The 22769-nt window shown below is 63.0% G+C and carries 20 protein-coding genes; 8 read left to right on the forward strand and 12 right to left on the reverse strand.

Annotation, left to right across the window (positions count from 1 at the left end):
* Positions 1-19: 19 nt before the first annotated feature.
* A complete protein-coding gene (locus tag P9A16_RS20805) occupies positions 20-1477 on the reverse strand; it encodes an MFS transporter (RefSeq protein ID WP_023515399.1) in 1458 nt (485 codons plus the stop codon).
* A 95-nt stretch (positions 1478-1572) separates the two neighbouring features.
* Between P9A16_RS20805 and P9A16_RS20810 the strand changes: the two genes are divergently transcribed.
* A complete protein-coding gene (locus P9A16_RS20810; RefSeq protein WP_023515398.1) occupies positions 1573-2397 on the forward strand; it encodes a helix-turn-helix transcriptional regulator in 825 nt (274 codons plus the stop codon).
* Between the two features lie 99 nt (positions 2398-2496).
* Here the strand turns inward: P9A16_RS20810 and P9A16_RS20815 are convergent, their stop codons facing one another.
* Positions 2497-2976, reverse strand: coding sequence for an SRPBCC domain-containing protein (locus P9A16_RS20815; RefSeq protein ID WP_024270344.1), 480 nt, complete (start codon positions 2974-2976; stop codon positions 2497-2499).
* A gap of 269 nt (positions 2977-3245) precedes the next feature.
* Positions 3246-3860, reverse strand: coding sequence for a TetR/AcrR family transcriptional regulator (locus P9A16_RS20820; protein WP_037406326.1), 615 nt, complete (start codon positions 3858-3860; stop codon positions 3246-3248).
* 131 nt (positions 3861-3991) lie between these two features.
* Here P9A16_RS20820 and P9A16_RS20825 point away from each other — a divergent pair, with 131 nt between their 5' ends.
* From P9A16_RS20825 to P9A16_RS20835, 3 genes are all read left to right on the forward strand, one after another.
* A complete protein-coding gene (locus tag P9A16_RS20825; protein ID WP_023517013.1) occupies positions 3992-5458 on the forward strand; it encodes an MFS transporter in 1467 nt (488 codons plus the stop codon).
* Between the two features lie 101 nt (positions 5459-5559).
* Positions 5560-6267, forward strand: coding sequence for an alpha/beta fold hydrolase (locus P9A16_RS20830; RefSeq protein WP_024270343.1), 708 nt, complete (start codon positions 5560-5562; stop codon positions 6265-6267).
* 373 nt (positions 6268-6640) lie between these two features.
* Positions 6641-8017, forward strand: coding sequence for a peptidase S41 (locus tag P9A16_RS20835; protein WP_023516863.1), 1377 nt, complete (start codon positions 6641-6643; stop codon positions 8015-8017).
* A gap of 68 nt (positions 8018-8085) precedes the next feature.
* Here the strand turns inward: P9A16_RS20835 and P9A16_RS20840 are convergent, their stop codons facing one another.
* Both P9A16_RS20840 and P9A16_RS20845 read right to left on the reverse strand, forming a co-directional pair.
* Positions 8086-11259 carry an efflux RND transporter permease subunit gene (locus P9A16_RS20840; RefSeq protein WP_024270342.1) on the reverse strand — a complete coding sequence of 1058 codons (3174 nt, stop codon included), beginning with the start codon at positions 11257-11259 and terminating at the stop codon, positions 8086-8088.
* Positions 11256-12506, reverse strand: coding sequence for an efflux RND transporter periplasmic adaptor subunit (locus P9A16_RS20845; RefSeq protein WP_023512070.1), 1251 nt, complete (start codon positions 12504-12506; stop codon positions 11256-11258). Before P9A16_RS20845 ends, P9A16_RS20840 begins: the two co-directional genes overlap by 4 nt.
* Positions 12507-12905: 399 nt before the next feature.
* On the opposite strand from P9A16_RS20845, the gene P9A16_RS20850 reads away from it, so the two are divergent.
* Entirely contained in the window at positions 12906-13106 is a 201-nt protein-coding gene (locus P9A16_RS20850) for a glutaredoxin domain-containing protein (protein ID WP_278025924.1), read from the forward strand.
* Positions 13103-14134: a 2Fe-2S iron-sulfur cluster-binding protein gene (locus P9A16_RS20855; protein WP_024270340.1), complete on the forward strand. Its 1032-nt coding sequence runs from the start codon at positions 13103-13105 to the stop codon at positions 14132-14134. Before P9A16_RS20850 ends, P9A16_RS20855 begins: the two co-directional genes overlap by 4 nt.
* A 58-nt stretch (positions 14135-14192) precedes the next feature.
* Here the strand turns inward: P9A16_RS20855 and copM are convergent, their stop codons facing one another.
* Complete coding sequence (gene copM / locus P9A16_RS20860) at positions 14193-14510, reverse strand: CopM family metallochaperone (protein WP_439605453.1); 318 nt, start codon at positions 14508-14510, stop codon at positions 14193-14195.
* 89 nt (positions 14511-14599) lie between these two features.
* Positions 14600-14794 carry a heavy-metal-associated domain-containing protein gene (locus P9A16_RS20865; RefSeq protein ID WP_023512868.1) on the reverse strand — a complete coding sequence of 65 codons (195 nt, stop codon included), beginning with the start codon at positions 14792-14794 and terminating at the stop codon, positions 14600-14602.
* Between the two features lie 160 nt (positions 14795-14954).
* Here P9A16_RS20865 and P9A16_RS20870 point away from each other — a divergent pair, with 160 nt between their 5' ends.
* Complete coding sequence (locus P9A16_RS20870; RefSeq protein WP_024270338.1) at positions 14955-17450, forward strand: heavy metal translocating P-type ATPase; 2496 nt, start codon at positions 14955-14957, stop codon at positions 17448-17450.
* Positions 17451-17511: 61 nt separating this feature from the next.
* Positions 17512-17961 carry a Cu(I)-responsive transcriptional regulator gene (gene cueR / locus P9A16_RS20875; protein WP_023512870.1) on the forward strand — a complete coding sequence of 150 codons (450 nt, stop codon included), beginning with the start codon at positions 17512-17514 and terminating at the stop codon, positions 17959-17961.
* 171 nt (positions 17962-18132) lie between these two features.
* Here the strand turns inward: cueR and P9A16_RS20880 are convergent, their stop codons facing one another.
* From P9A16_RS20880 to P9A16_RS20900, 5 genes are all read right to left on the reverse strand, one after another.
* Positions 18133-18918, reverse strand: coding sequence for an inositol monophosphatase family protein (locus P9A16_RS20880; RefSeq protein ID WP_023512871.1), 786 nt, complete (start codon positions 18916-18918; stop codon positions 18133-18135).
* Positions 18915-19886: a TIM barrel protein gene (locus P9A16_RS20885; protein WP_037406247.1), complete on the reverse strand. Its 972-nt coding sequence runs from the start codon at positions 19884-19886 to the stop codon at positions 18915-18917. The genes P9A16_RS20880 and P9A16_RS20885 overlap by 4 nt, the downstream gene beginning before the upstream one ends.
* Positions 19887-19985: 99 nt before the next feature.
* The gene (locus P9A16_RS20890; RefSeq protein ID WP_023512873.1) at positions 19986-21044 is read right to left on the reverse strand and encodes an ABC transporter ATP-binding protein; all 1059 of its coding nucleotides are present in this window, start codon (positions 21042-21044) and stop codon (positions 19986-19988) included.
* 2 nt (positions 21045-21046) lie between these two features.
* Positions 21047-21835 (reverse strand): ABC transporter permease, encoded by a 789-nt coding sequence (locus tag P9A16_RS20895; RefSeq protein WP_023512874.1) that lies wholly within the window; start codon positions 21833-21835, stop codon positions 21047-21049.
* Positions 21832-22716, reverse strand: a complete 885-nt coding sequence (locus tag P9A16_RS20900; protein WP_024270337.1) for an ABC transporter permease — start codon at positions 22714-22716, stop codon at positions 21832-21834. The genes P9A16_RS20895 and P9A16_RS20900 overlap by 4 nt, the downstream gene beginning before the upstream one ends.
* Positions 22717-22769: the final 53 nt, after the last annotated feature.

The following is a 22769-nucleotide window of genomic DNA, read 5'->3' on the forward strand; positions in this document are numbered from 1 at the left end:
AGAGGCGGACGGAAAGGCATCAGGTTCGGGGCTTTGGCTTCCCGCGGGCAATGGCGAGGATCACGGCCGCAGCAACGGTAGCAGCTGCAAGATTGTATGTCATTCCGCTCACGAAGGCGGAGGCGTAGAGCTGCGCCGAGCCGCCAGCTCCAAGGGCCGCGCCGAAAAGCATACCGACAACCGCCACTCCAAGGGCAGCACCAACCTGCTGGAGCGTCGCAACGACACCCGAGGCCATGCCGGCCTGGCGTTCCTCGACAAAACCAAGCACGAGATTGAGAAGCGGCGTCATGATGAGCCCCTGGGCCGCGCCAACCAGGATCAGCATCGGGATCAGATGCGCGACGACGAGGTCGACCCCTGCGACCCAGACCTGGGCGATCAGGATGCCAAGCGACAGGGCGTAGAGCAGCGCGCCCGCTGCGATCGCCGGTGGGCCGAAGCGGGCGACAAGGCGCGGCGCGACCAGCGATGCCACGACGAAGCCGACGCTGCACGGCACGAAGGCACTGCCCGCCTCGAGCGGGCTCAAGCCAAATCCGGTCTGGGCCAGAAGGGCAAAACACAGGAAGAAAGACGAGGAGGTCGAATAGATCAGGACCACCAGCAGCCCGCCCCAGGCAAAGCGCGGCTGGCGCATGAGCGTCATATCGACCAGCGGTTCGAAACCCGCCTGGCGCCGACGTTCCTGCTGCAGGTAGAATGCGGCGGCCAGCACGACAGCACAGGCCATCGACGCAAAGGCCCAGAGCGGCCACCCGTGAGCCGGCCCTTCGATCAGCGGCACGAGCAGAAGCGTGAGTCCCAGGCTCACAAGGACGACACCCTGCCAATCGACCGCCGGACGCTCCTGTGCCCGGGTCTCGGGAATGAACCGAGCCATCGCGATGGCAAAAAGACCTATGGGAATATTGATGAGGAAAATGGTGCGCCAGCCGAGGTCGAAGAGATTGGCTTCGACAAGAAACCCGCCCATGACCTGACCCGCGATGGCCGCAAGACCCAAGGTCATGCCGAGGAGTCCGAAGGCCTGGCGACTGTCATTCGCAGAAAAATTCACCCGGATCGATGCGTAGACCTGTGGGAACAGGAGGGCTGCGGTCAATCCCTGCGCTATCCGCGCGCCGATCAGGATCTCCACATTGGGCGCCAGCCCGCAAAGTGCTGAGGCGAGCGTGAACCCTGCCATGCCAAAGACGAAAAGCCGCCGTCGTCCATGGATGTCCCCCAGCCGCCCGCCCGTGATCAGAAGTACTCCAAAGGCGAGTTCGTAGCCGGCGATGATGAATCCGATCTGCGGCAGGCTTGCACCGAGACTGGCCTGCATGCTCGGGATCGCAACATTGACCACAAAGAGATCGAAGATCGTTACGAAACCGGCAAGCAGGAGAATGGACAGGCCCAGCCATGGTGGACCGGCGGCAATGCCGTCTCCCCGGCTTTGAAAGGGTCGGGGGGTATGGGTATCGGAACTCATCTTGCGTCCTCATGTTACTGACGCAACAGCCATGCCCGAGCATTGACACCCGTACAATTTAACTCATTATGCTATTACTTTTAGTGGCGGCAGAGATGCGTACGTTCGAACGAACCCGGCCTGAACTGGCAGATTTCCTGCGCGCGCAGCGCGAACGCCTGACACCGGCGGATGTCGGCCTGCCCGCCGGCAGACGACGGCGCACGCCCGGCCTGCGACGCGAGGAGGTGGCCGCCCTCGCCGGCGTCGGACTTAGCTGGTACACATGGCTTGAACAGGGGCGAGACATCGGCGTCTCCGCCGGCTTTCTCGACAATCTCGCGCGCGTTCTCAAACTCGATGCGGCCGAGCGGCGACACCTCTTTTTGCTTGCCCAGGAACGTCCGCCGGCGGAACCCGGCAAGACATGGTGTACCGTGCCTTCTCTGGTGGGCCGCCTGATGGACGACCTTTCGCCGCACGCCGCCTATGTGCTCAATCTTCGCTGGGACGTCCTTGCCTATAACCGAGCCGCCGACGACCTGTTCGGCTTCACTCACCAGGCCTCTCCCCGTCGCAACCTTCTATGGATGCTGTTCTGCGACCAGAATCTCCGTGATGTTCTGGTGGATTGGCAAAGCCAGGCGCAAACCATGCTGGCGAGCTTTCGACGGGATTTCGCAGGCGCACGCGACGATACGGATATGCGCGCGCTGGTCGCGGAGCTGGAAACCATCTCACCGGAATTCAAGGCGTTGTGGCAGAACCCCGATGTTCACATGCCCTGCACTGGCACGCGCGCGATCCGCGTCGAGGGCCACCCCGTGACCTTCGAGCACACCTCCCTCACCATCGATGGCGGGCGGCACCTGCGGCTCGTGGTGCATGCTGTCCTTATCGGCCCGGCCGCCGATGAAGGACCTGAGGGTTCCGTACCGTAGCCACAACAAGGATCGGCCTCGCCTCGGCCGCGTCCAATGCGCTAGCGAGGGGTGGAGCACTCCACCTGCATTGCTGCGAGCCCGTTTTCAGCACCGGCTTCAGAACTCAAAGGGCACCCGCACGCACGCGACCAAATTGTCGAGGGCAGCATTGTTGCCAATCTCGACGCCCCCCAACATTCCTTCGCCAAAAAAGGAAACCACCTGCACGGTTACCTTGACCCTCGTCGTATCGGCACTGGCCTCAAGTTCCGTCGTGATCAAGCTCGACATCAGTGTCCGCCCGCCGGTTTCAACAGTTTCACTGCTGACCACGAGCCTGTCCGGCACAATCGAGATATAGGTCGTGCGCCCGGTATATTGCGGATTTTCCTTTGAACCACAGCGGAACTGGTCCTCACCGCCCTCGCGAAAGTCGCCTTCATTATAGACGAATGCGGCATCGTTGGACGGCGCACTCCAGGTCGCACGGACAGCAGGGTCCGCAAATGCCGCAAACACGCGCTCCACCGGAGCCTCGCACCGCCGTTCGAAAACGAACGTCTTGTGCAAGATCTCATTCCCCTGTCGCTGCTCCATTGGTCACTCCGAAATTTTCAGCACATCAAACTGATTTCAAAATGCAATTGGTTTCATCTGCCAAAACTGATTGTGGTTTGCAATCAGTGCAACAGCACTTGCGACTTCCGGAATAGGCTGCAACCCAGCCGGAGCCCTTTGGCGCGCCTGTCGGGGACAGCAATCCTCATTTCCGGGGGAAGGGGCACATTCACCCCCACAGGATCACTCATGAATGCCTCAGCCTGTTGCCCATGGCCGGCTTGAGAAGCACCGGTTCACCGTCAAAGCTAGCGACCACTCCTGCCGACCATTGCCATGATGTTCTCATAGAGTTCGTCCTGTGCCTGCTGCACCGTGATCTCCCCGCACGCAGCAGCATGGGATAGGCCGTCGGCGGCGCCAAGCATCCCCCAGAAGCCAGCAGGCTCGACACCCGCCGTCCCCAAGAACGGGGCCAACACCTTTCGGCATTTCTCGATGAACACGAGTTGATACTCGCGCTTGACGGCCTCCAGTTCAGGGGAGCCGGCAAGGCCGGCCAGAATGCCGGGAATCTCGCGACCTTGCGCCAGCACACATTCGACATAGGACAAGGCGATGACCCTTGCGAGCCCCTCCAGTGTCGGCACGCTGGCGGCAATGGCGGCATCGATCAGCGCCGTCTGGCGTTCGTCGAAATCCTGGTAAAGCGCCGTCAACAGGCCGTTCCGGGTACCGAAATGGTCGTAGATCACCGGCTTCGTCACACCGGATTCATTGGCCATACGTGGCAAGGTCAGCGCGTCGGTCCCCTCCTCCCGGGCCAGTCGCCACGCGACGCCCAGAAGCTGGCGGTGCCGCTCGTCACGGCTGAGGCGGACCCGTTTCGCAGTGGAGCTGGCATTCGCGGGAGTGCTTGACATCATTATATACCTTAAGTAACTTACTAAAAGTATATAACAGAAACCCCTTCATATGCAACCACCAAGCCGGCCGGGAGCCGGCGGCGAAAGCGGCGCGCGCCTGTGCGCCGTTTGTAGAGGATCTATGCCCAATGAGTGATATGACACTACCGGATTCCACCAATCGAAACGCATGGCTTGGCCTCCTTGCTGTGCTGCCGCTTGTGCTGCTCGTCGCCATGGACGGCTCGATACTTTATCTGGCGATGCCACATTTGACGTCCGCCCTTACGCCATCGGCCGACCAGGCACTCTGGATTCTCGACATCTACGGATTTGTCGTCGGGTCCCTGCTGATCGCCTTCGGGAATATCGGCGACCGCTACGGCCGGCTCAGGCTCATCATGACCGGCGCGATCGTCTTCGGCGCAGGATCGCTCGGGGCGAGCTATGCGCAATCGCCACTTGGCCTGATCATCGCAAGGGCGCTGATGGGACTGGGGGGCGCTACACTGCTGCCTTCGGGCCTGGCAATCGTCAGCGCCCTGTTTCCGGATGCACGCCAGCGCGCGCAGGCCATCGGAATCTTCGCCGCGACATTCGCCGCAGGTTTCGCCATCGGCCCCCTCATCGGCGGCATGTTGCTCAGGCACTTCGAATGGAACATCGTATTCCTGATCAATATCCCGGTTGTCCTCGCCTTCCTGATTGCCGCACCGATACTGCTGCGCGAAGTCCGTTCGACGACCGGCGGGCGCATTGACCTGCCGAGCCTTCTGCTGTCGTTTGCAGGTATCCTGCTGTTCACCTGGTCGCTCAAGACCGCCGCCGCCGACGGCTTCACGCTCAAACAATCCATCGTCGGGATCATCGGCATCCTTTCCGTCGCACTGTTCCTCCGCCGCCAGACGAAAATCAGCGATCCACTGGTCGACCTCGACCTGTTTCGCGACCGCATATTCTCGATCGCCATCCTGACCGGCCTCCTGTCCCTCGTCGTATGGTCCGCTGCCAGCTACCTGTCAGGCATCTATCTGCAGGCGGTGCTCGGCTTCGACGTCTTCACAACCGCGCTGCTGACGCTGCCTGGAGCCGTCGTGCTCACCGCAACCTGCGTCGGCACTGCCCGTGTGGTGGAGTGGGTCGGTCGCAGGACCGCCCTTGTGGCAACCCTGCTGCTCATCAGCGCCGGCGTCTTCCTCTTGCTGCTCACGAGCACGCAGACCGGCGTCGCCGCCTTCATCGCCTCAACCATGATCGCGGGCATCGGATTCGGCCTGTCGTTCAGCCTCGTGGCCGAAGTCGCGGTCTCTGCCGTACCGGCCGAGCGCGCTGGCGCTGCCGGATCCCTTGCCGAGACCAGCAATGAACTGGGCAATGCGTTGGGCATCTCGCTTCTGGGGTCACTGGCGACTTTGAGCTTCCGCCTTCTCGGCCCGGGCGTTGCCGGCACGTTGAATGAAACCCTCGATCATGCCGGCGTCACCCCCGAGGCCACCGCACAAGCCAAGGCGGCTTTCCTGACCGGCTTGCACATGGCGGTCGGCGCCGGGGGGCTGATGACACTCACGCTCGGCATCGTCGCATGGCTCTGGCTGCCGAGAAAACTGCCGGAATGAGAGAACGACGACAGCCCTCGACAGGCGATGTTCCGGCACCCGGGCCGTCGGCTTTCGCAGAACATTTGCGGCAGTAGTCCGGACAGACACGCGGTGGCCGTTTGGAGACCGATAGCCTCACCGGTCTTGGCGACCGCACACATATTGCGCGGCCTGATGTGAACCTCGAAACGCACATCCAGGACATTGTGAACCTGATCGCGTTCGAGAATCTCGCAGACGTCGTCCTCGTTGGATGGAGCTACGGCGGCATGGTTGTCGCCGGTGTTGCCGACCGCATCCCCGAAAAGCTGGCCCATGCCGTCTTCCTGGATGCGGAAGTGCCGGAGGACGGGCAATCCCTGTTCGACCTCAATGGCCAAGATTTTCGAAACGAGATGGAAGCCTGGGCGCATAGCCATGGCGAAGGGTGGCGCACATCATTCGGATCAGCGGACGAGATGGATGAAGGAGAGCGCCCGTGGATTTCCGATGACCTCTTGCGCCGCTGGTACGTCGAAAAACTTGCGGCCAGCCCGCAGCCGATCGAGACCTTCCGGCAGCCCGTTCGCCTCCTCAACTCCGAAGCATGCATGCTTCCACGAACGTTCTTTCGTTTCCCGGTTGACGGGGACGCATTCGCCTCACTCTTTGCGCCGATCGAGGAGCGTTTCCGTTCCCGTGCGGGATGGACCTATGTCGAGATCGAGACCAACCATTGCGGTCCGTTGGTCGCCCCGGAACTGGTGGCCGGCGCACTGATGAGTGTCTCCGCGGCAGCCCAGACGAAAAGCCCGCTGCCGAATGGCGGCCAAATTCAAGCGCTTTGAGCCACTGATAGCAAACCGCCCAGGAGCCTTCATGGACGAGATTCTTCGGCCTGAGTGCTTGCCAAGGCGCCGGCTTGCCGGCCCTCACCACGCAAGACACAGATGGCCTTGAACCTCCCCCTTCACACACCCATCTCCGGTTCACTGCCGTAGACGATGACTGCCTGCAGCGATGGCCCCCCGTCGCGCGTTCGCAACCGTCCGGATTGGAAGGGCGCTCCCCGAAAGGGTCGAGCGCCCTTCGTCAATTCGGGCAACCTCTCACGGTCCGCAAGAATTCTCGAAGTGCCTAGTCGGCATCGGCCCGGCCGAGCCGTCTTAACAGAATTGGACGCCCGGCTCCCCCCGGAACCAAACAGAGAGGAAATGCGACATGTCTTCCAGATGGATGAAACGCCTTCGCGCCGCTGCGGCGGGCCTGCTGCTGATTGCCCCGACCTTTGCGCAGGCAGACAGCCCGCCGCTGACACCGGAAAAGATGCGCGAGGATCTGACCTATCTGAAGGAGACATGGGCGCCGCAAGACAGAAGCTTCAACGACAGCCAGAGGAGCGATTTCAACCGACTTGTCGATGAAACCGCCGCGGCCGCTGAGCATCTGACTCCGGAAGAATTCGCGCTCCACGTCATGCGCGCCGTAGCGGTTGCACGCAACGGACACACGAATGCCAATGCCGCAAAGCTCCTCGGCCCGGACATCCCGGTCCGGGTGTGGCTGTTTGCCGACGGGCTCCGTGTCGTCAAGACCCATCCGGATTTCGCGCGGCTGCTCGGCGCACGCATCGATGGGATCGGTGCCCTCACCACACAGGAGGCGCTTGACGCACTTCGGGTCTATCTCCCCGGAACGGACCAGCGGATCCGCTTTCTCTCCCCGGGATATCTGGTCACGCCCAGCGTTCTCAAGCAAATTGGCGCGATCAAGGATACGGCCGCCGTGCCTTTGACCGTTCAGCTTGCCGACGGCCGTTCGGAAACAGTCACGCTTGCGCCCACAGGGGACGAAGACCCGGGCGACGAACGCAAGACGAACCTCAACAGGGGCTACGGCGTGCTCAAACCGGACGAGGCCAGTCTTTCGGGCCGATGGAACCATCTTCTCGATGACCGCAGCGATCTCCCTGCCGTCTACAGCAAGCGCAGCGATCTGCAGACCCAGTTCCTGGATGAGGCCCGCAAAATCCTCTACATCCGCAGCGACGTGGTCAGAAGCATGGATGATACCGCCCTGTCGGACAAATTCGCCGGCCTCTTCCACGAGAAAATCCTTCCGGTCCAGCCAAAGCACATGGTCGTCGACCTGCGCTTCAACCCGGGTGGGGACCTCTTCAACACGATCCTGTTTTCCCAGGCCTTGCCACGACTTGTCCCGCGCGACGGGCGGGTCTTCGTGCTCGTGGGCAGGGCAACCTTCTCCGCGGCCATTTCCACGGCAGCAATGCTGAAGGGATCGGGCGGCGACAAGGTCACGCTGATCGGAGAGGAGATGGGAGATGCCAGCCGGTTCTGGGCAGAAGGCAAACATCTCGAGCTGCCGAACTCCGGCCTTGCGGTTCGTTACAGCCCGGAATTCCATGACTACGAGACAGGATGCTTCGAGCTCGGCGAGTGCTACTGGGCTACGGTCGCCTTTGGCCCCCGCGGCATTTCCATCGCACCGGAGATCACGGTCGATCTGACCTACGAAGCCTATGCCGAGGGGCGGGATCCAGCGCTGGAGAAGGTCCTGGATCTCATTCGCAACCCCTGATCCCCGTTGACGGGACCTTGGCCCGGATGGCGGACGTCGGAACACCCGGCGCCCGCCATTCGTAGATTTCAACCGGGCTCTTCGATTGCTTTGCCGAGCGAAGGGTGACGGCGCCCGAGAGCAAGCTTCCGCACGACAACATAGAAGACCGGCGTCAGCAGGAGGCCGAAAAGCGTGACGCCGAGCATGCCGGCAAAGACCGCAATGCCCATGGCGTGGCGCATCTCGGCACCGGCGCCGGTCGCGACGACAAGCGGGACGACGCCGGCGATGAAGGCGAGCGAGGTCATCAGGATCGGCCGCAGGCGCAGACGCGCCGCTTCGAGCACGGCCGTCAACGGATCGGCACCCTCCTCTTCCTTCGCCCGGGCAAACTCCACGATCAGGATCGCGTTCTTGGCCGCGAGGCCGACGAGAACGACAAAGCCGATCTGCGTGAAGATGTTGTTGTCACTGTCGCTGAACCAGACGCCGGCGATTGCCGAGAGCAACGCCATCGGCGCAATCAACAGGACCGCGAAGGGAAGCGACCAGCTGTTGTATTGTGCTGCGAGGATCAGGAATGCGAGCAGCACGGAAAGCGGAAAGACATACATCGCTGTGTTTCCGGCCAGCTTTTCCTGATAGGCGAGCTCCGTCCATTCGAAGCCCATCCCGGGCGGCAGGGTTTCCGACGCGATACGTTCCATGGCCGCGGTCGCCTGTCCGGACGAATAGCCAAGCGCCGGGCTGCCACTGATATCGGCCGATGGAAACCCGTTGTAGTGCATGACCCGGTCGGGACCTGCGCTTTGCCTGATCGTCAGCAGCGCTGACAGCGGGATCATGTCGCCCGCCGCATTGCGGACCTTCAGGCGGCCGATATCCTCGGGCTGCATGCGGAATGGCGCGTCGGCCTGGACCAGAACACGGTAAGTGCGACCGAACCGATTGAAGTCGTTCACATAGAGCGAGCCGAGATTGACCTGCAACGTCTCGAAGATCGTGTTGAGCGGAACACCCTGCGCCTTGGCCTTCACCCGGTCGATATCGACTTGCACCTGCGGCGCATTCACCTGGAAGCTTGCGAGCATGCCGGCAAGTTCGGGTGTCTGCATCGCCTTGGCCATGAGCGCGCCCTGCGCCTGCGCGAGCGCCTCGAAACCAAGCCCCGACCGATCTTCGATCTGGATCTTGAAACCACCCGTCGAGCCGAGGCCCGGAACCGGTGGCGGTGGGAAGATCCCTTCGAAACCATCCGGAATCCCGGAGAACTTGCCCATCAGCCGGCCGGCAATGGCAAAGGCGGAGAGGGACGGGTCCTTCCGCTCGTCGAACGGCTTGAGCATCGTGAACATGACCGCCGCATTGGGGATATTGACCATGCCGTTGACCGAGAGGCCCGGAAAGGCGACGACGCTCTCCACGCCTGGCTCGGAAAGCGCAATCTCCGACATCGTCTTCACGACGGCTTCGGTGCGGTCGAGCGAAGCGCCGGTCGGAAGCTGGGCGATGCCGACAAGGAAGTACTTGTCCTGCGCCGGGACGAAGCCGTTGGGTACCGTCTGGAAACCGACCCATGTCATGCCGACGAGGCCCGCATAGACGAGCAGGACGAGCGCGCTGAGCCGCACGGCGCGGCGGACCGACCAGACATAGGCATTCGAGGCGCTGTCGAAGAAGCGGTTGAACAACCGGAAGAACCAGCCGAACAGCCCGTCGATCACGCGGGTCAGGAGATCGCGTTTTGCCCCACCGTGGTGCGGCGTCAGCAGCACGCCCGCGAGCGCCGGGGAAAGGGTGAGGGAGTTGATCGCCGACAGGATGGTCGAGATCGCAATGGTCAGCGCGAACTGCCGATAGAATTCGCCCTGCAGGCCGGAGAGAAAGGCCGAGGGAATGAACACGGCCGACAGGACCGACGTAATGGCGATGATCGGCCCGGTCACCTCGTCCATGGCCTTGCGCGCTGCCTCCTTCGGCGTTTCGCCAAGCGCGATGTGGCGTTCCACGTTCTCGACGACCACGATGGCGTCATCGACGACGATGCCGATCGACAGCACGAGGCCGAACAGCGAAAGCGTGTTCAGTGAAAAGCCGAACAGGTAGAGGAAGGCGAAGGTGCCGACCAGGGACACCGGCACGGCGACCAGCGGGATGATCGAGGCGCGCCAGCTCTGAAGGAACAGCAGGACCACGATGACGACCAGGACGATGGCCTCGAGCAGCGTCACCACCACGGCCTCCAGGGAAGCCTTGACGAAGACGGTCGGGTCGTAGGCGATGCGATATTCCAGTCCTTCGGGAAAACCCTTCTGCAGCTCTTCCATGGTGCTGCGGATGGCGGCGGAGACGTCGAGCGCATTCGCCCCGGGGCTCTGGATGACCTGCATCGCCAGTGCCGGTTTGCCGTTCAGAAGGCTGCGCAGCGCGTAGGCGTCCGCGCCGAGTTCGATCCGCGCGACATCGCGCAAGCGGGTGATCTGGCCCTCCGACCCCGTCTTGACGATGATATCGCCGAACTGCTCTTCGTTCGAGAGCCTGCCGAGCGTATTGACGGCGACCTGAAACGCCGCCGAGGCTTCAGGCTGCTGGCCGACCGAGCCGGCGGCCACCTGAACATTCTGCTCCTGGATGGAACCGATGACGTCGCTCGCCGTCAGGCCGCGGGCGGCCACCTTGGCGGGATCAAGCCAGATCCGCATCGAATATTCGCCAGCACCCCAGACCAGGACATCGCCGACTCCCGGCAACCGAGCCAACTGGTCACGCACCTGCAGGGTCGCGAAATTCGACAGGTAGAGCGGATCATAGCGATCGTCGGGCGAAACGAGATGCACGACCATCAGGATGTCGGGCGAGATCTTCTGTGTCACGACACCGATGCGCTGAACCTCCTGCGGCAGGCGCGGCAGCGCGCGGGAAACGCGGTTCTGCACCTGGATCTGCGCCATGTCCGGGTCGGTGCCCTGTTGGAAGGTCACCGTCAGCGTCATGCGTCCGTCGGTCGCGGCCTGAGAGCTCATGTAGAGCATGTTCTCGACGCCATTGATCACCTGTTCCAATGGCGCGGCGACCGTTTCGGCGATCACCTCGGGGTTGGCGCCCGGATAGCTGGCGGTGACCTGCACGGTTGGCGGGGTCACCTGCGGATACTCGCTCAAGGGCAGCTTCAGCAGTGTCAGTCCGCCGCCGATCAGCATCAGGACGGAGAGAACAACCGCGAAAATGGGGCGGTCGACGAAGAAACGCGGGATGTTCATTGACCTGCCTCCTGCAAGGCAGTTTCGGCACGTTTATCGTCGGCTGACTGGCCCGGCAGCATGGAGACCATCTGCGGAACGACCTGCATGCCCGGGCGGACCAGCCCCTTCACGATGATCCTTTCTGCCGGGTCGAGGCCTGCCGAAACGACGCGCAGGCCGGCGATCATCGGCCCGGATTCGATAGGGCGGTATTCGACCTTGTCGCCGGCTCCGAGAACCAGGACGTAGCGGCGCCCCTGGTCGACCCCAATCGCCTGGTCGTCGACGAGCACGGTCTGCGCCGGTTCGGCAGTCACCAGCCTGACGCGCGCGAAGAGCCCGGGCGTCAGGTGGCGATCAGGATCTTTCAGGATGGCCCGGGCGCGGATCGTTCCGGTGCCGCGATCGACCCGGTTGCCGAGGAAGTCGAGTTCACCCGCATAGGGGAAGCCGGTATCGGTCATCAGCCCCACCTGCACTGGCAGCGTGCCGGTTCCGGATGACCGCGCCTGCGCGACAAAACCGAGATAGGTGGCCTCGTCGATATCGAAATAGACATGAAGCAGATCGGTCGAGACGATCGTGGTGAGAAGCGTCGCCGCTGCAGCATTTCCACCGGCAACGAGATTGCCTTGCGTGACGAGCACCCGGTCCACCCGCCCTGCAACCGGCGCAGTGACGCGCGTGAAGGACAGGTCGAGTTCCGCAGCAGCGACGGCGGCCCTGGCGATTTCGACCTCGGCCGCGCGTTGGCGGCGGATGGCCTGCGCATCATCGAGCATCTTGCGCGGCACCGTGCCCTTCGGCGCAAGGGCTTCGGCGCGCTTGAAATCCACCTCGGCCTGATCCAGCAGGGCCCCGGCTTGCTGCAGTTGGGCCCTGGCCGAATTGAGGGTGACTGTGAAGGGTCTCGGGTCGATCTGGAAGAGGAGCTCGCCCGGACGCACGAGACGACCCTCGGGAACCGTGACAACATCGATCGCGCCACCGACACGCGGACGAAGCTCCACGATCTCGGCCGCTTCGAGATAGCCGGTGAACTCGGCAGACGGCGCGACCTTGCGCGTGATGACCTCGGCAACGGGCACCTGCGGCAAGGGCATTTCTACCGGCAGGGCCGCGGCCTCGGACGCACCGGTCGAAAGCGCAAGCGCCATGAGATTTCCGGCATAGGGGCCGATATCATCGCGATAGACGAAGGCAAGGGTGCCCGCGGCTATGGCGACGCCGGCAAGAAGCAGGGTTGAGGAGGCCTTGTTGCTCATTCTCGTTCACTTTCACAAGGGCACCACACTCCGGACCAACGGAGGCGATGACGGTCATTTTTGGCAACGCTGCGGTTTCCAACGATGGAAAGGTCAAGGCCCCGGCGAATTTTTCGGCGGGGTGGTCAATCGTGATGGTGCGCGTGGTGGCCAGCTCCATGCCCCGCACCGCACGCCGTCTGGGAACACGAACATCAGCCCAGCCGAAAGCAGCTGCGCTGCGGCGTTCCGCACGCGGCCTGGCGATCCCAACTCGGAATTGTTCTTTCCGGCGCAAGAACCGTCTTGACCTTACAAGCGCTGGAAGCCGCAGCCTGACGGCAATCCTGTTCGACCCGACCGCCGTTCTGGTCGCCGGCCAGAGAGGAAACGACACCGTGTTTGAAGAAAGGCAAGAGCATGACGGAAAGCAGCACGCCGCATATCGTCCTCTATACAACCCCGGACTGTCCGGACTGCCATGCACTCAGGCTCTGGCTCTCCCACAATGGCGTTGCCTATGAGGAGCCCGATCTCACCGGCCGCAAGGGTGCCGACCCGGATGACGGGCCTTGCCCGGACGCATCGCCCTGTACCGGGCGAGCAAGGAACGACCAATGACAGCCAGAACCGTCGATATCCGCCAGGCGCGGGGCCGTCTTGACGTAGAGGACGGACAGACCATTCTCGGTGCCGCACTCGCCGCCGGCATTTCCTATCCGCACGGCTGCAAGTCCGGCCGCTGCGGTTCCTGCAAGTCACGCCTGATCGAGGGGACGGTGGAGCTGCTCCCGCATTCCCGTTTTGCGCTCACCGACGAAGAGAAGGCCGATGGCCTGATCCTCGCGTGTCGCGCGCTGCCGCTGGCCGACGCCGCTGTCGCCTGGCTGGGCAGCGACGATGACGTCGAGCCTTCCCGACACCTGCAGGCAACCGTGACAGGCCTCGATGATCTTACGCATGATATAAAGCGGGTCCGGATCGTGCCTGCGGACGGCTCTTCCCTGTCGTTCACCGCAGGTCAGTACGCACAGCTCGGTTTCACCGGCATGCCTTCGCGCAGCTACTCCATGGCCAACCGTCCCGGACAGAGCAGCCTCGAATTCCACATCCGCCGCGTTCCGGGCGGCGTCACGTCGGAGCATGTGCACAGCAGACTGAAGCCGGGAGACCCGGTAACGCTCGAATGCCCGCTGGGTTCGTCCTACCTGCGCCAGCATCATTCCAACCCGATCTTGTGCATCGCGGGCGGCTCTGGACTTGCGCCGGTCAATTCGATCGTTGAAACCGCCCTCGCCCACGGCATGAAGCAGCCAATTCATGTCTATTTCGGTGCACGAAGCGAGCGCGACCTCTATCTTCTCGACCACCTCGACGCCCTCGTCAGGCGACACGGCAATCTTACCTTCACAGCCGTACTGTCGGAGGCGCATTCGGCACGATACCGGCACGGCTTCGTGACCCGCGCCGTCGCCGAGGACTTTTCCAACCTTGATGGCTGGAAGACCTATGTCGCAGGCCCGCCGCCGATGGTCGATGCCGCAATGGCGGTGGCGTTTGCCCGCGGACTGCGCCGTGAAGATATGCACGCCGACGTCTTCTTTACGCCGGAAACGCAGACGGACGCAGTGCTCCAGCCGGTAAAATGAGATAAACCGCCGTCACCTGTCATTCATGACAGGTGACGGCGGTTCGACGATGTTCCGATCACTTGCCGCGTGCGGCAAGCCATGCCTTCATCATGGCGATTTCGCCTTCCTGGGCCTTGATGACCTCCTCGGCGAGTTTGCGGACCTCGGGATCCTTGCCGTATTCGAGCGCGACCTTCGCCATATCGATCGCACCCTGGTGGTGCGGGATCATGCCGCGCATGAAGTCAACATCGGCATCCCCGGTGTAGTCCGCCATCATGCCCTTCATCATGGCGTCCATGGCCATCGTATAGGCCTTCGTCGACGGACTGTCCGCGGCCGGCATCTCCATGCCGGACATATCGTGCCCCTGCATGGCATCGCCCGTCTTCATCTGGCTTTGGGCGATCGCAAGGCCTGCGCTGATGGCAAGGGCGCCTGCGATGAAGATCGGCGTGAGCTTGTTCATGATACTGCTCCTGTTCAGCCCGCAGTTGCCGGATATCCGGCCTCTTCGAGAACCTGCTGAAGGGTCGCGAGGTTTGCACTCGTCTCGATCTTGACGCTGCGCGCAGCAGGGTCGGTCTCGACCCTGGCATTCGGATCGACGGACTGGATTGCCCGGGTGACGGATTTGGCGCAGCCGCCGCAGGTCATGCTCTCGATCTTGAGTTCCATGAGAAATCTCCTTTGTTGGGTCTCATGCCACTCAAGGTGGGGCTTCCAACGATAGGAAGGTCAAGGGCGTCGATCTGAAAAATCTGCTATTGACCTTCCCATCGCTGGAAGCCCCATCTTCCATCCGAACCTGATTTTCGGAACGAGAAAGGAGGCGGCTATGAATGCCCCCGTTCGAACAACAGATCTGTCCGGGACGCTATCGATACCGATCGAGGGGATGACCTGCGCGTCCTGCGTCGGCCGGGTCGAAAAGGCCCTCAAGGCGGTCCCCGGGGTTGCCGACGCGGTTGTCAATCTGGCGACCGAAAAGGCGAGCGTCACCACCAGCCTGCCGGTCGATCATGCAAGGCTGGTCGGCGCAGTCGAGAAAGCCGGCTATACGGTTCCGGCGAGCTTCTCCACGCCGGCCGCAGCATCACTTGAGGTGGCGATCGAGGGCATGACCTGCGCATCCTGCGTGGGGCGGGTCGAAAAGGCAATCAAGGCCATTCCCGGCGTCACCAATGCCGTCGTCAACCTTGCGACCGAGAAGGCGACCGTTCAGGGAACAGCCGCTGCAACGGCCATCGTGGCAGCAATTGAAAACGCCGGCTACGACGCCAAACTGATCGCGGCGGCAACCGAGGCAGAAACGGAGGACCATGCCGAAAAAAAAGAAGCGGAACGCCGTGAGCTGGCGCGCGACTTCACCATCGCGGCAATTCTGACGGCACCGGTCTTCATCCTGGAAATGGGATCGCACCTCATACCGGGCGCCCATGAGCTGATTGCCGCGACGATCGGCATGCAGAACAGCTGGTATCTCCAGTTCGTCCTCACCACGCTGGTGCTGTTCGTGCCGGGTATCCGCTTCTATGACAAGGGATTGCCCGCCCTCTGGCGCCTTGCGCCCGACATGAACTCGCTGGTCGCCGTCGGCTCGCTTGCCGCCTATGGCTATTCGCTGGTCGCGACCTTCGCCCCGGCCTTCCTGCCGGCAGAAACGGTCAACGTCTATTTCGAGGCGGCCGCGGTCATCGTGACCCTGATCCTGCTCGGAAGGCTGCTTGAAGCCCGGGCCAAGGGGCGCACATCCGAGGCGATCAAGCGCCTTGTCGGCCTCCAGGCGAAGATGGCGCGTGTGCGCAGAAACGGCAAGACGGTGGAACTGCCGATCGACACGGTCGCATCCGGCGATATCGTCGAGGTTCGCCCCGGCGAGCGCGTGCCAGTCGATGGCGAGGTCGTCGAGGGGGAAAGCTACGTCGACGAATCGATGATCACCGGCGAACCGATCCCGGTTTTCAAGACGAACGGCAGTCCGGTCGTGGCGGGGACCGTGAACCAGAAGGGCGCCTTCGCAATCCGCGCCACGGCGGTTGGCGGCAACACGGTGCTTTCGCAGATCATCCGCATGGTCGAAGAGGCACAGGGCTCCAAGCTGCCGATCCAGGCGATCGTCGACAAGGTGACCATGTGGTTCGTGCCGGCGGTCTTCGCTGTCGCCGCCCTCACCTTCGCCGCGTGGTTCTATTTCGGCCCGTCGCCCGCCCTCACCTTCGCGCTGGTCAATGCCGTCGCCGTCCTGATCATCGCCTGCCCCTGCGCGATGGGCCTGGCGACGCCGACCTCGATCATGGTGGGGACCGGCCGCGGAGCCGAGCTCGGCGTGCTTTTCCGCAAGGGCGAGGCGCTTCAGTTGCTGAAGGACGCAACCGTCGTCGCCGTCGACAAGACTGGCACGCTGACCGAGGGAAAGCCGGCTCTCACCGATCTGGAACTGGCCGTCGGCTTCGAGCGGGCGGATGTTCTCGGACTGGTCGCCGCCGTGGAAGCAAAATCGGAGCATCCGATCGCCCGTGCGATCGTGGATGCAGCTGCGGCGGAAAATATCGTTCTCCCCGTCATGACGGGCTTTGAATCCGTAACGGGTTTCGGCGTGAGGGCCACGGTCGACGGCAGGCCCGTCGAGGTCGGCGCCGACCGGTACATGGTCGAGCTCGGTCATGATGTTGCGGCGTTCTCCGGCATTGCCGAACGTCTCGGCAATGAGGGCAAATCACCGCTCTATGCCGCAATCGACGGCAGGCTGGCGGCAATCATTGCTGTCGCCGACCCGATCAAAGAGACGACACCCGCTGCCATCAAGGCCCTGCACGATCTCGGCCTCAAGGTCGCGATGATCACCGGCGACAACGCGCGCACCGCCAAGGCCATCGCGGCGCGTCTGGGGATCGACGAGGTCGTGGCCGAAGTGCTGCCCGACGGCAAGGTCACCGCGGTTCGCCGTCTCAAGGCCGAGCATGGGAAGGTCGCCTTCGTCGGAGACGGCATCAACGATGCTCCGGCCCTGGCCGAAGCGGATGTCGGCCTTGCCATCGGCACGGGCACGGACATTGCCATCGAGGCGGCCGACGTGGTGCTGATGTCGGGCAGCCTGCAGGGTGTACCGAACGCCATCGCCCTTTCCAAGGCGACAATCGGCAACATCCGGCAGAATCTGTTCTGGGCTTTCGCCTACAACACGGCCCTGATCCCGGTTGCCGCCGGCCTGCTCTATCCGGCCTACGGCATTCTGCTGTCGCCTGTCTTCGCTGCCGGCGCCATGGCCCTGTCGAGCGTCTTCGTGCTTGGCAACGCCCTCCGGCTCAAGACCTTCACGGCCCCACGCTGACGAAAACCGACGACCGGTCCCATGTGAAGGATCGGTCGTCGTCGTTTACGGGAGAAAATGCATGAACATTGGACAAGCTTCCAAGGCATCGGGTGTCTCGGCCAAGATGATCCGCTACTACGAGCAGACCGGCCTCATCCCTGCGGCCGGCCGCCGGGCTTCCGGCTACCGCGATTACTCGGACAATGACGTGCATATGCTGCGCTTCATCCGACGTTCGCGCGACCTCGGTTTCTCCGTGGCCGAGATCGGCGATCTTCTCGGCCTGTGGCGGGACGAGACACGGCAGAGCGCCGAGGTGAAACGCCTCGCACAAGGCCATATCGACGAATTGGAGAAGAAGATCGCGGACCTGCAGGACATGGCCCAGACGCTCAAGGTGCTGGTCAACGCCTGCCACGGCGACCACCGCCCGCACTGCCCGATCCTCCAGCGCCTCGAAACAGACCGGGAAGGCGAGGACTTTTCCGTTCGCCGGCGTTCGGGCGCCATTGCACGCAACACGCAGTAGGGGCGACAAGGGCCGCTTGCGGAGACCATCTCGAAGCGGCCCTCCTGATGCGGACAAAGTGTTCTCATCCGGATGAAGCGTGGTTGCCGAACCGCTCGATCAGCTGCGCAGCATTCGAGCGACCCGACACGATTGCTTTCGGTAGCCGCCGGATGCCAAGTCCTGTGATCACTATCGAGACAGGATATCCAATGCCGCCCGGTGGATTTCCTCATTGGCCGCCATCAACACAGTGCTGTATCGAGACGCGTCGGCAAGTGGCCGCCCCTCCCAATCGGTCACGACCCCGCCCGCCGCCTTTATGATGGGCAGCTGCGGAAGGATGTCATAGTCGAAGACGTTGCTTTCGACGAGAAGGTCGATCCCGCCGAGGGCCAGGAGGCCGGCGGCGTAACAATCGTGTGAAAAGCGACTGAAGCGGACCCTTGCCGCAAGGGCTTCGAAACGCTCGCGACCCGCACAGCCGAACTGCTCGGGGGCAGACGTGTAGAGGATCGCTTCCTCGAGCCGCGTTCTGTCGAGGGTGCGGATCGGCTCACCGTTGAGTGTGGCCACGGCGTCCACACCAAGCCAGCGTTCGCCGGTGATCGGCTGGTTGATCAGGCCAAGAACAGGCTTGCCCCGGTGAAGCAGTGCAACCTGCGTGCCGAAGGCGAACGAGCCAGAGAGGAAAGATTTCGTCCCGTCGATCGGGTCGAGCACCCAAACCCAATCCGCATCGGCCCGGCAGATACCGAATTCCTCGCCTCTTATGCCGTGCTCGGGACATTCCGCCTCGATCATCCGACGCATGACCGTTTCCGCATCGCGGTCGGCGATGGTGACGGGGCTGGCATCGGCCTTCGCATCGACGGCGATCCGCCTGCGGAACCAGGGACGGATCGCTTCTGCAGCGGCGTCCGCCATCGCATGGGCAAGCGCCAGGAAGGCTGGCGGGCAGGTGGTCTGGGCGTTCATCCCTCGGTCCTTTCGGCTTCCTGCGCGATATCGTCGAGCATGGTACGGATCGTCTTTATCTGCCGGTGGGCGGCGGCTGTCTCGCGGACGAGACGCGCCGCAAGATCCCCCGGCCCAAGATCGGTGAAGCTCGCCGTCCGGGCGGGAATGAAGGGGTCCGGCCCATCGGAAGGCCGGCGCAGTGCCGGGGCGAAATACCCCTCCTCCTCCTCCAGGCCGAAGGCGAGGACCTGCGGGCGATCCTTGCCGAGCAGGAGCAGATCCACGAACATCGCCTGCATCGGCAGATGCCCCGCGCCCGACACGCAGGCCAGATGCGCCCAGCCACCGCGGTCAGGCTTGACCAGGCAATCCTTGACATGAACCTCGGTGATCTCTGGCGCCTGGATTGCGAGCGCCGCCATCGGCAGCTCGAAGGCATTGATCATGTTGCCGAAATCGAAAAGCAGGCTGAGGCGCGGATTGGCGACAGCACCAATGATTTGGACGAGTTCTTGCGATTTCAAATCCTCATGCTGCTCCAGCGTATAACGCAGCCGGCTTGCCGGATCGAAAGCCGCGAGACGCCGGAGATCGGCAATCGTCCAGGCGATGATCTGCGACACCCGTCCCTCGTAGCGCGGATAGCAGCGCAGGGAAGTCGCACCCGTGACAAGCGCGATACGCACAGCATCGGCAAGGCCGCTCTCCTCTGTCGTGCTGGTCTCGACATGGAGTTCCAGCGCGCGGGCCTTCAGGTGCCTGGCGAAGGTGGCGAGCGCGTCGTCATCCATGCGGGCGAGGCTGGCCTGTTCCCCATCATCGACATGCAGCTTGAGACCGGGAAGGCGATGCGCCGCGGCAAAGTCCGCAAGGTGCAGCGGCGTCATGCCGCCGAAGCGCATGTTGAGGTGAAAGGCATAGGCATGGGCAAAGAGCGGAGCAGAGCGCGCCCGCACGGCAAGCCGGGCGCGACATGCCGATGGCATCGCGGCCACCTTTTTCCGCCAGTCCGGACGTGTTTCGTCGCCCCATGGCATTTCCGTCACGATGACGTTCCCTCCGCAAGGATCGTTGTGCTCCATACCTCAGGCCGCCAGCACCAGAAGATCGCGATCCGAGATGCTGACCTTAACGAGCGCACCCACGGCCGGCGGCGGCCGGTCCGGCTGGTTGAACATATCAAGGGAGACCAGCTGGCCCCCGACGTCCACGCGGACGCGGATCACCGAACCGAGGAAATGCACCTCGGCAATACAGCCGGAAAGCAAGATACCGTGTCCCTCGGCGTGCCCGAGCGCCACTGTCTCCGGCCGCAGCGCCAGACGGATGCGCTCACCGTTACGGGCGGACAACGACCGGTTCAGCACGACGGGCACGTCGCCAATGCGCACCCTGCCGCTCGCAGCCTCGACCACATCGGCATCGACGAGATTGAGCGTGCCGACGAACTCCGCCACGAACCGCGTCGTCGGGCGGCTGTAGATGTCGAAAGGCGTGCCGACCTGATCGGCAATGCCCTGATGCATGACGACGATGCGGTCGGATATGGAGAGCGCTTCCTCCTGGTCATGCGTGACGAAGATGGTGGTGATGCCGAGATCCTGCTGGATACGGCGGATTTCTTCTCGCAGGCTGACACGGATCTTTGCATCAAGCGCCGAGAGCGGCTCGTCGAGCAGCAGCACCTGCGGGCTCGGTGCCAGCGCACGGGCAAGCGCCACGCGTTGCTGCTGGCCACCGGAGAGTTGGTAGGGGTAGCGGTCGCCGAGCCGCGGCAATCCGATCAACTCCAGCATTTCGCCGACGCGCCGTGCGGTCGCCGCCTTGTCTTCTCCCGCCACCTTGAGGCCGAAGCCGATATTGTCGGCAACGGTCAGGTTGGGAAAGAGGGCATAGGCCTGGAAGACCATGCCGATCTTGCGCCGGTTGGCCGGAAGGCCCGTAATGTCGCGCCCGTCGATGCGGATTGCGCCCGATGTCGGCGTCTCGAAGCCGGCGACCATGCGCAGCACCGTCGTCTTGCCGCAGCCGGAAGGGCCGAGGAAGGAGACGAATTCGCCCTTTTCGATGCCGAGGGTGAAGTCTTTCACGACGTGCAGTGCGCCGAAAGACTTTTTCAGGTGGTGAATGTCGAGAAAGGCCATGGTCAGCGCCTCGCGGTGGAAAATTTGGAAAAGCGGGTAACGAGTTGGATCAGCCCCATACAGGCCCAGGTGATGGCGAAGGCGACGACGGCGAGCGCGGAAGGCTCGTAGGCCCGGTTGCCGCCCATCCAGACCATGTAGGGGCCGAAGGTGCTGACGTTCAGCAGCGCCGCGAAGACGTATTCGCCGATGACGATCGCGAAGGTCAGGAAGGCGCCCGACAGCACCGAGACGAAAACGTTCGGCAGGATGACGACGGCAAGGATGCGCGCCCAGCCGGATCCGAGCGACTGCGCCGCCTCGGTGAGGCTGGCGATGTCGATGGTGCGTAGGCCCGTGTCGACCGAGCGGTACATGTAGGGCAGCGCCAGCGTCGCATAGCCGAAGAGCAACAGCAGGTTGGTGCCCCACCAAGTTCCCGTCAACGGCAGGATCGAGGAGGTGTTGTAGATGCGGATGTAGCCAAAGACGATGACGATGGGCGGAATGACCAGCGGCAGGAGCGTGATGAACTCGATGACGGGCCGAAGGCCGGGAAGCCTGAGCCGTACGAAATAGGCCGTTGGCACAACCAGCAGAATGCCGAGCACGATGGTCAGCAGGGCCAGCACGACCGAATAGAGGAAGGTCTGCTGGAACTGTGGGTCGGAAAGCACGATCCGATAGGCTTCCAAGCTGTATTCGCCGCGCTTCATGCGCATCGAGAAATCGACCATGCCGGCGAGCGGCAGCAGGAAATAGACGCCGCCAAGTACAACGGCAATCAAAGACCAGAAGCGTTTTCCCGTCATTTGACCCACCGTTCGGCACGCATGCGCAAGAGGATGTAGATGCCGTTGGCGATCGCGGTGAGCAGGATCATCCCGAAGGCAATGGCATAGCCGAGATGCGGATCGTTGAGCACGTCGCCACGGATCTGCGCAAAGAGCACGATGGGCGCGATGGACAACGAGGAACCGGTGAGCGCGATGGCGGTGGCGACCGCACCGAAGGCATTGGCGAAGAGCAGCGCGAGCGTGCCGAGCAGCGACGGCCACAGCACCGGCAGCGCCACCATCCGCCAGTACTGCGCACCGGTCGCCCCGAGGCTTTCGGCCGCCTCGCGCCATTCGCGGCGCAGGCCCTCCAGCGCGGGCGTGATGATCAGCACCATCAGTGGGATCTGGAAATAGAGATACGTCAGTGCCAGCCCGAGGAACGAAACGATGTTGAAGCCGGAGCCGTAGAGATTGATGCCGAACCAGTTGCGCAGCAGCATCGTCACGAAACCGAGGCGGCCGAGCGTGGCGATGAAGGCGAAGGCAAGCGGCACGCCGGCGAAGTTCGAAGCGACGCCCGAAAAGGTGAGAATGCCGTTGCGAAGCCAGCGCGGCAGGTCACCGAGCGTGATGGCAGCGGCAACAAGGAAGCCGAAAAGGCAACCCAGCGCCGCCGTCAGCAGGCTGAGTTCGATGGAGATCCAGAAGGCTGACCGGATGGAAGGCGACAGGAGCTTGCCGAGATTGTCCAGCGTCACGTGCCCTTCAGGATTGCGGAAGGCGCCGATGACGATGTTGAGCGTCGGCAGGATCAGGAACAGCGTGGCGAAGAGGAAGAACGGGGCAACCCCGAGCCAGTTGAGAAGCTGCCGCGGCCGCAAGGCCGCCGGCAGAGAAGCGGCGCTTGTCGTCATCGGATTGTTTCCTGGGAACAGTGGGTCCGAAGGCTCTGCGGGAAGCCTTCGGA

It is taken from the genome of Shinella sp. 838, assembly GCF_029623935.1.
In the GTDB taxonomy this organism is placed as follows: Bacteria; Pseudomonadota; Alphaproteobacteria; order Rhizobiales; family Rhizobiaceae; genus Shinella.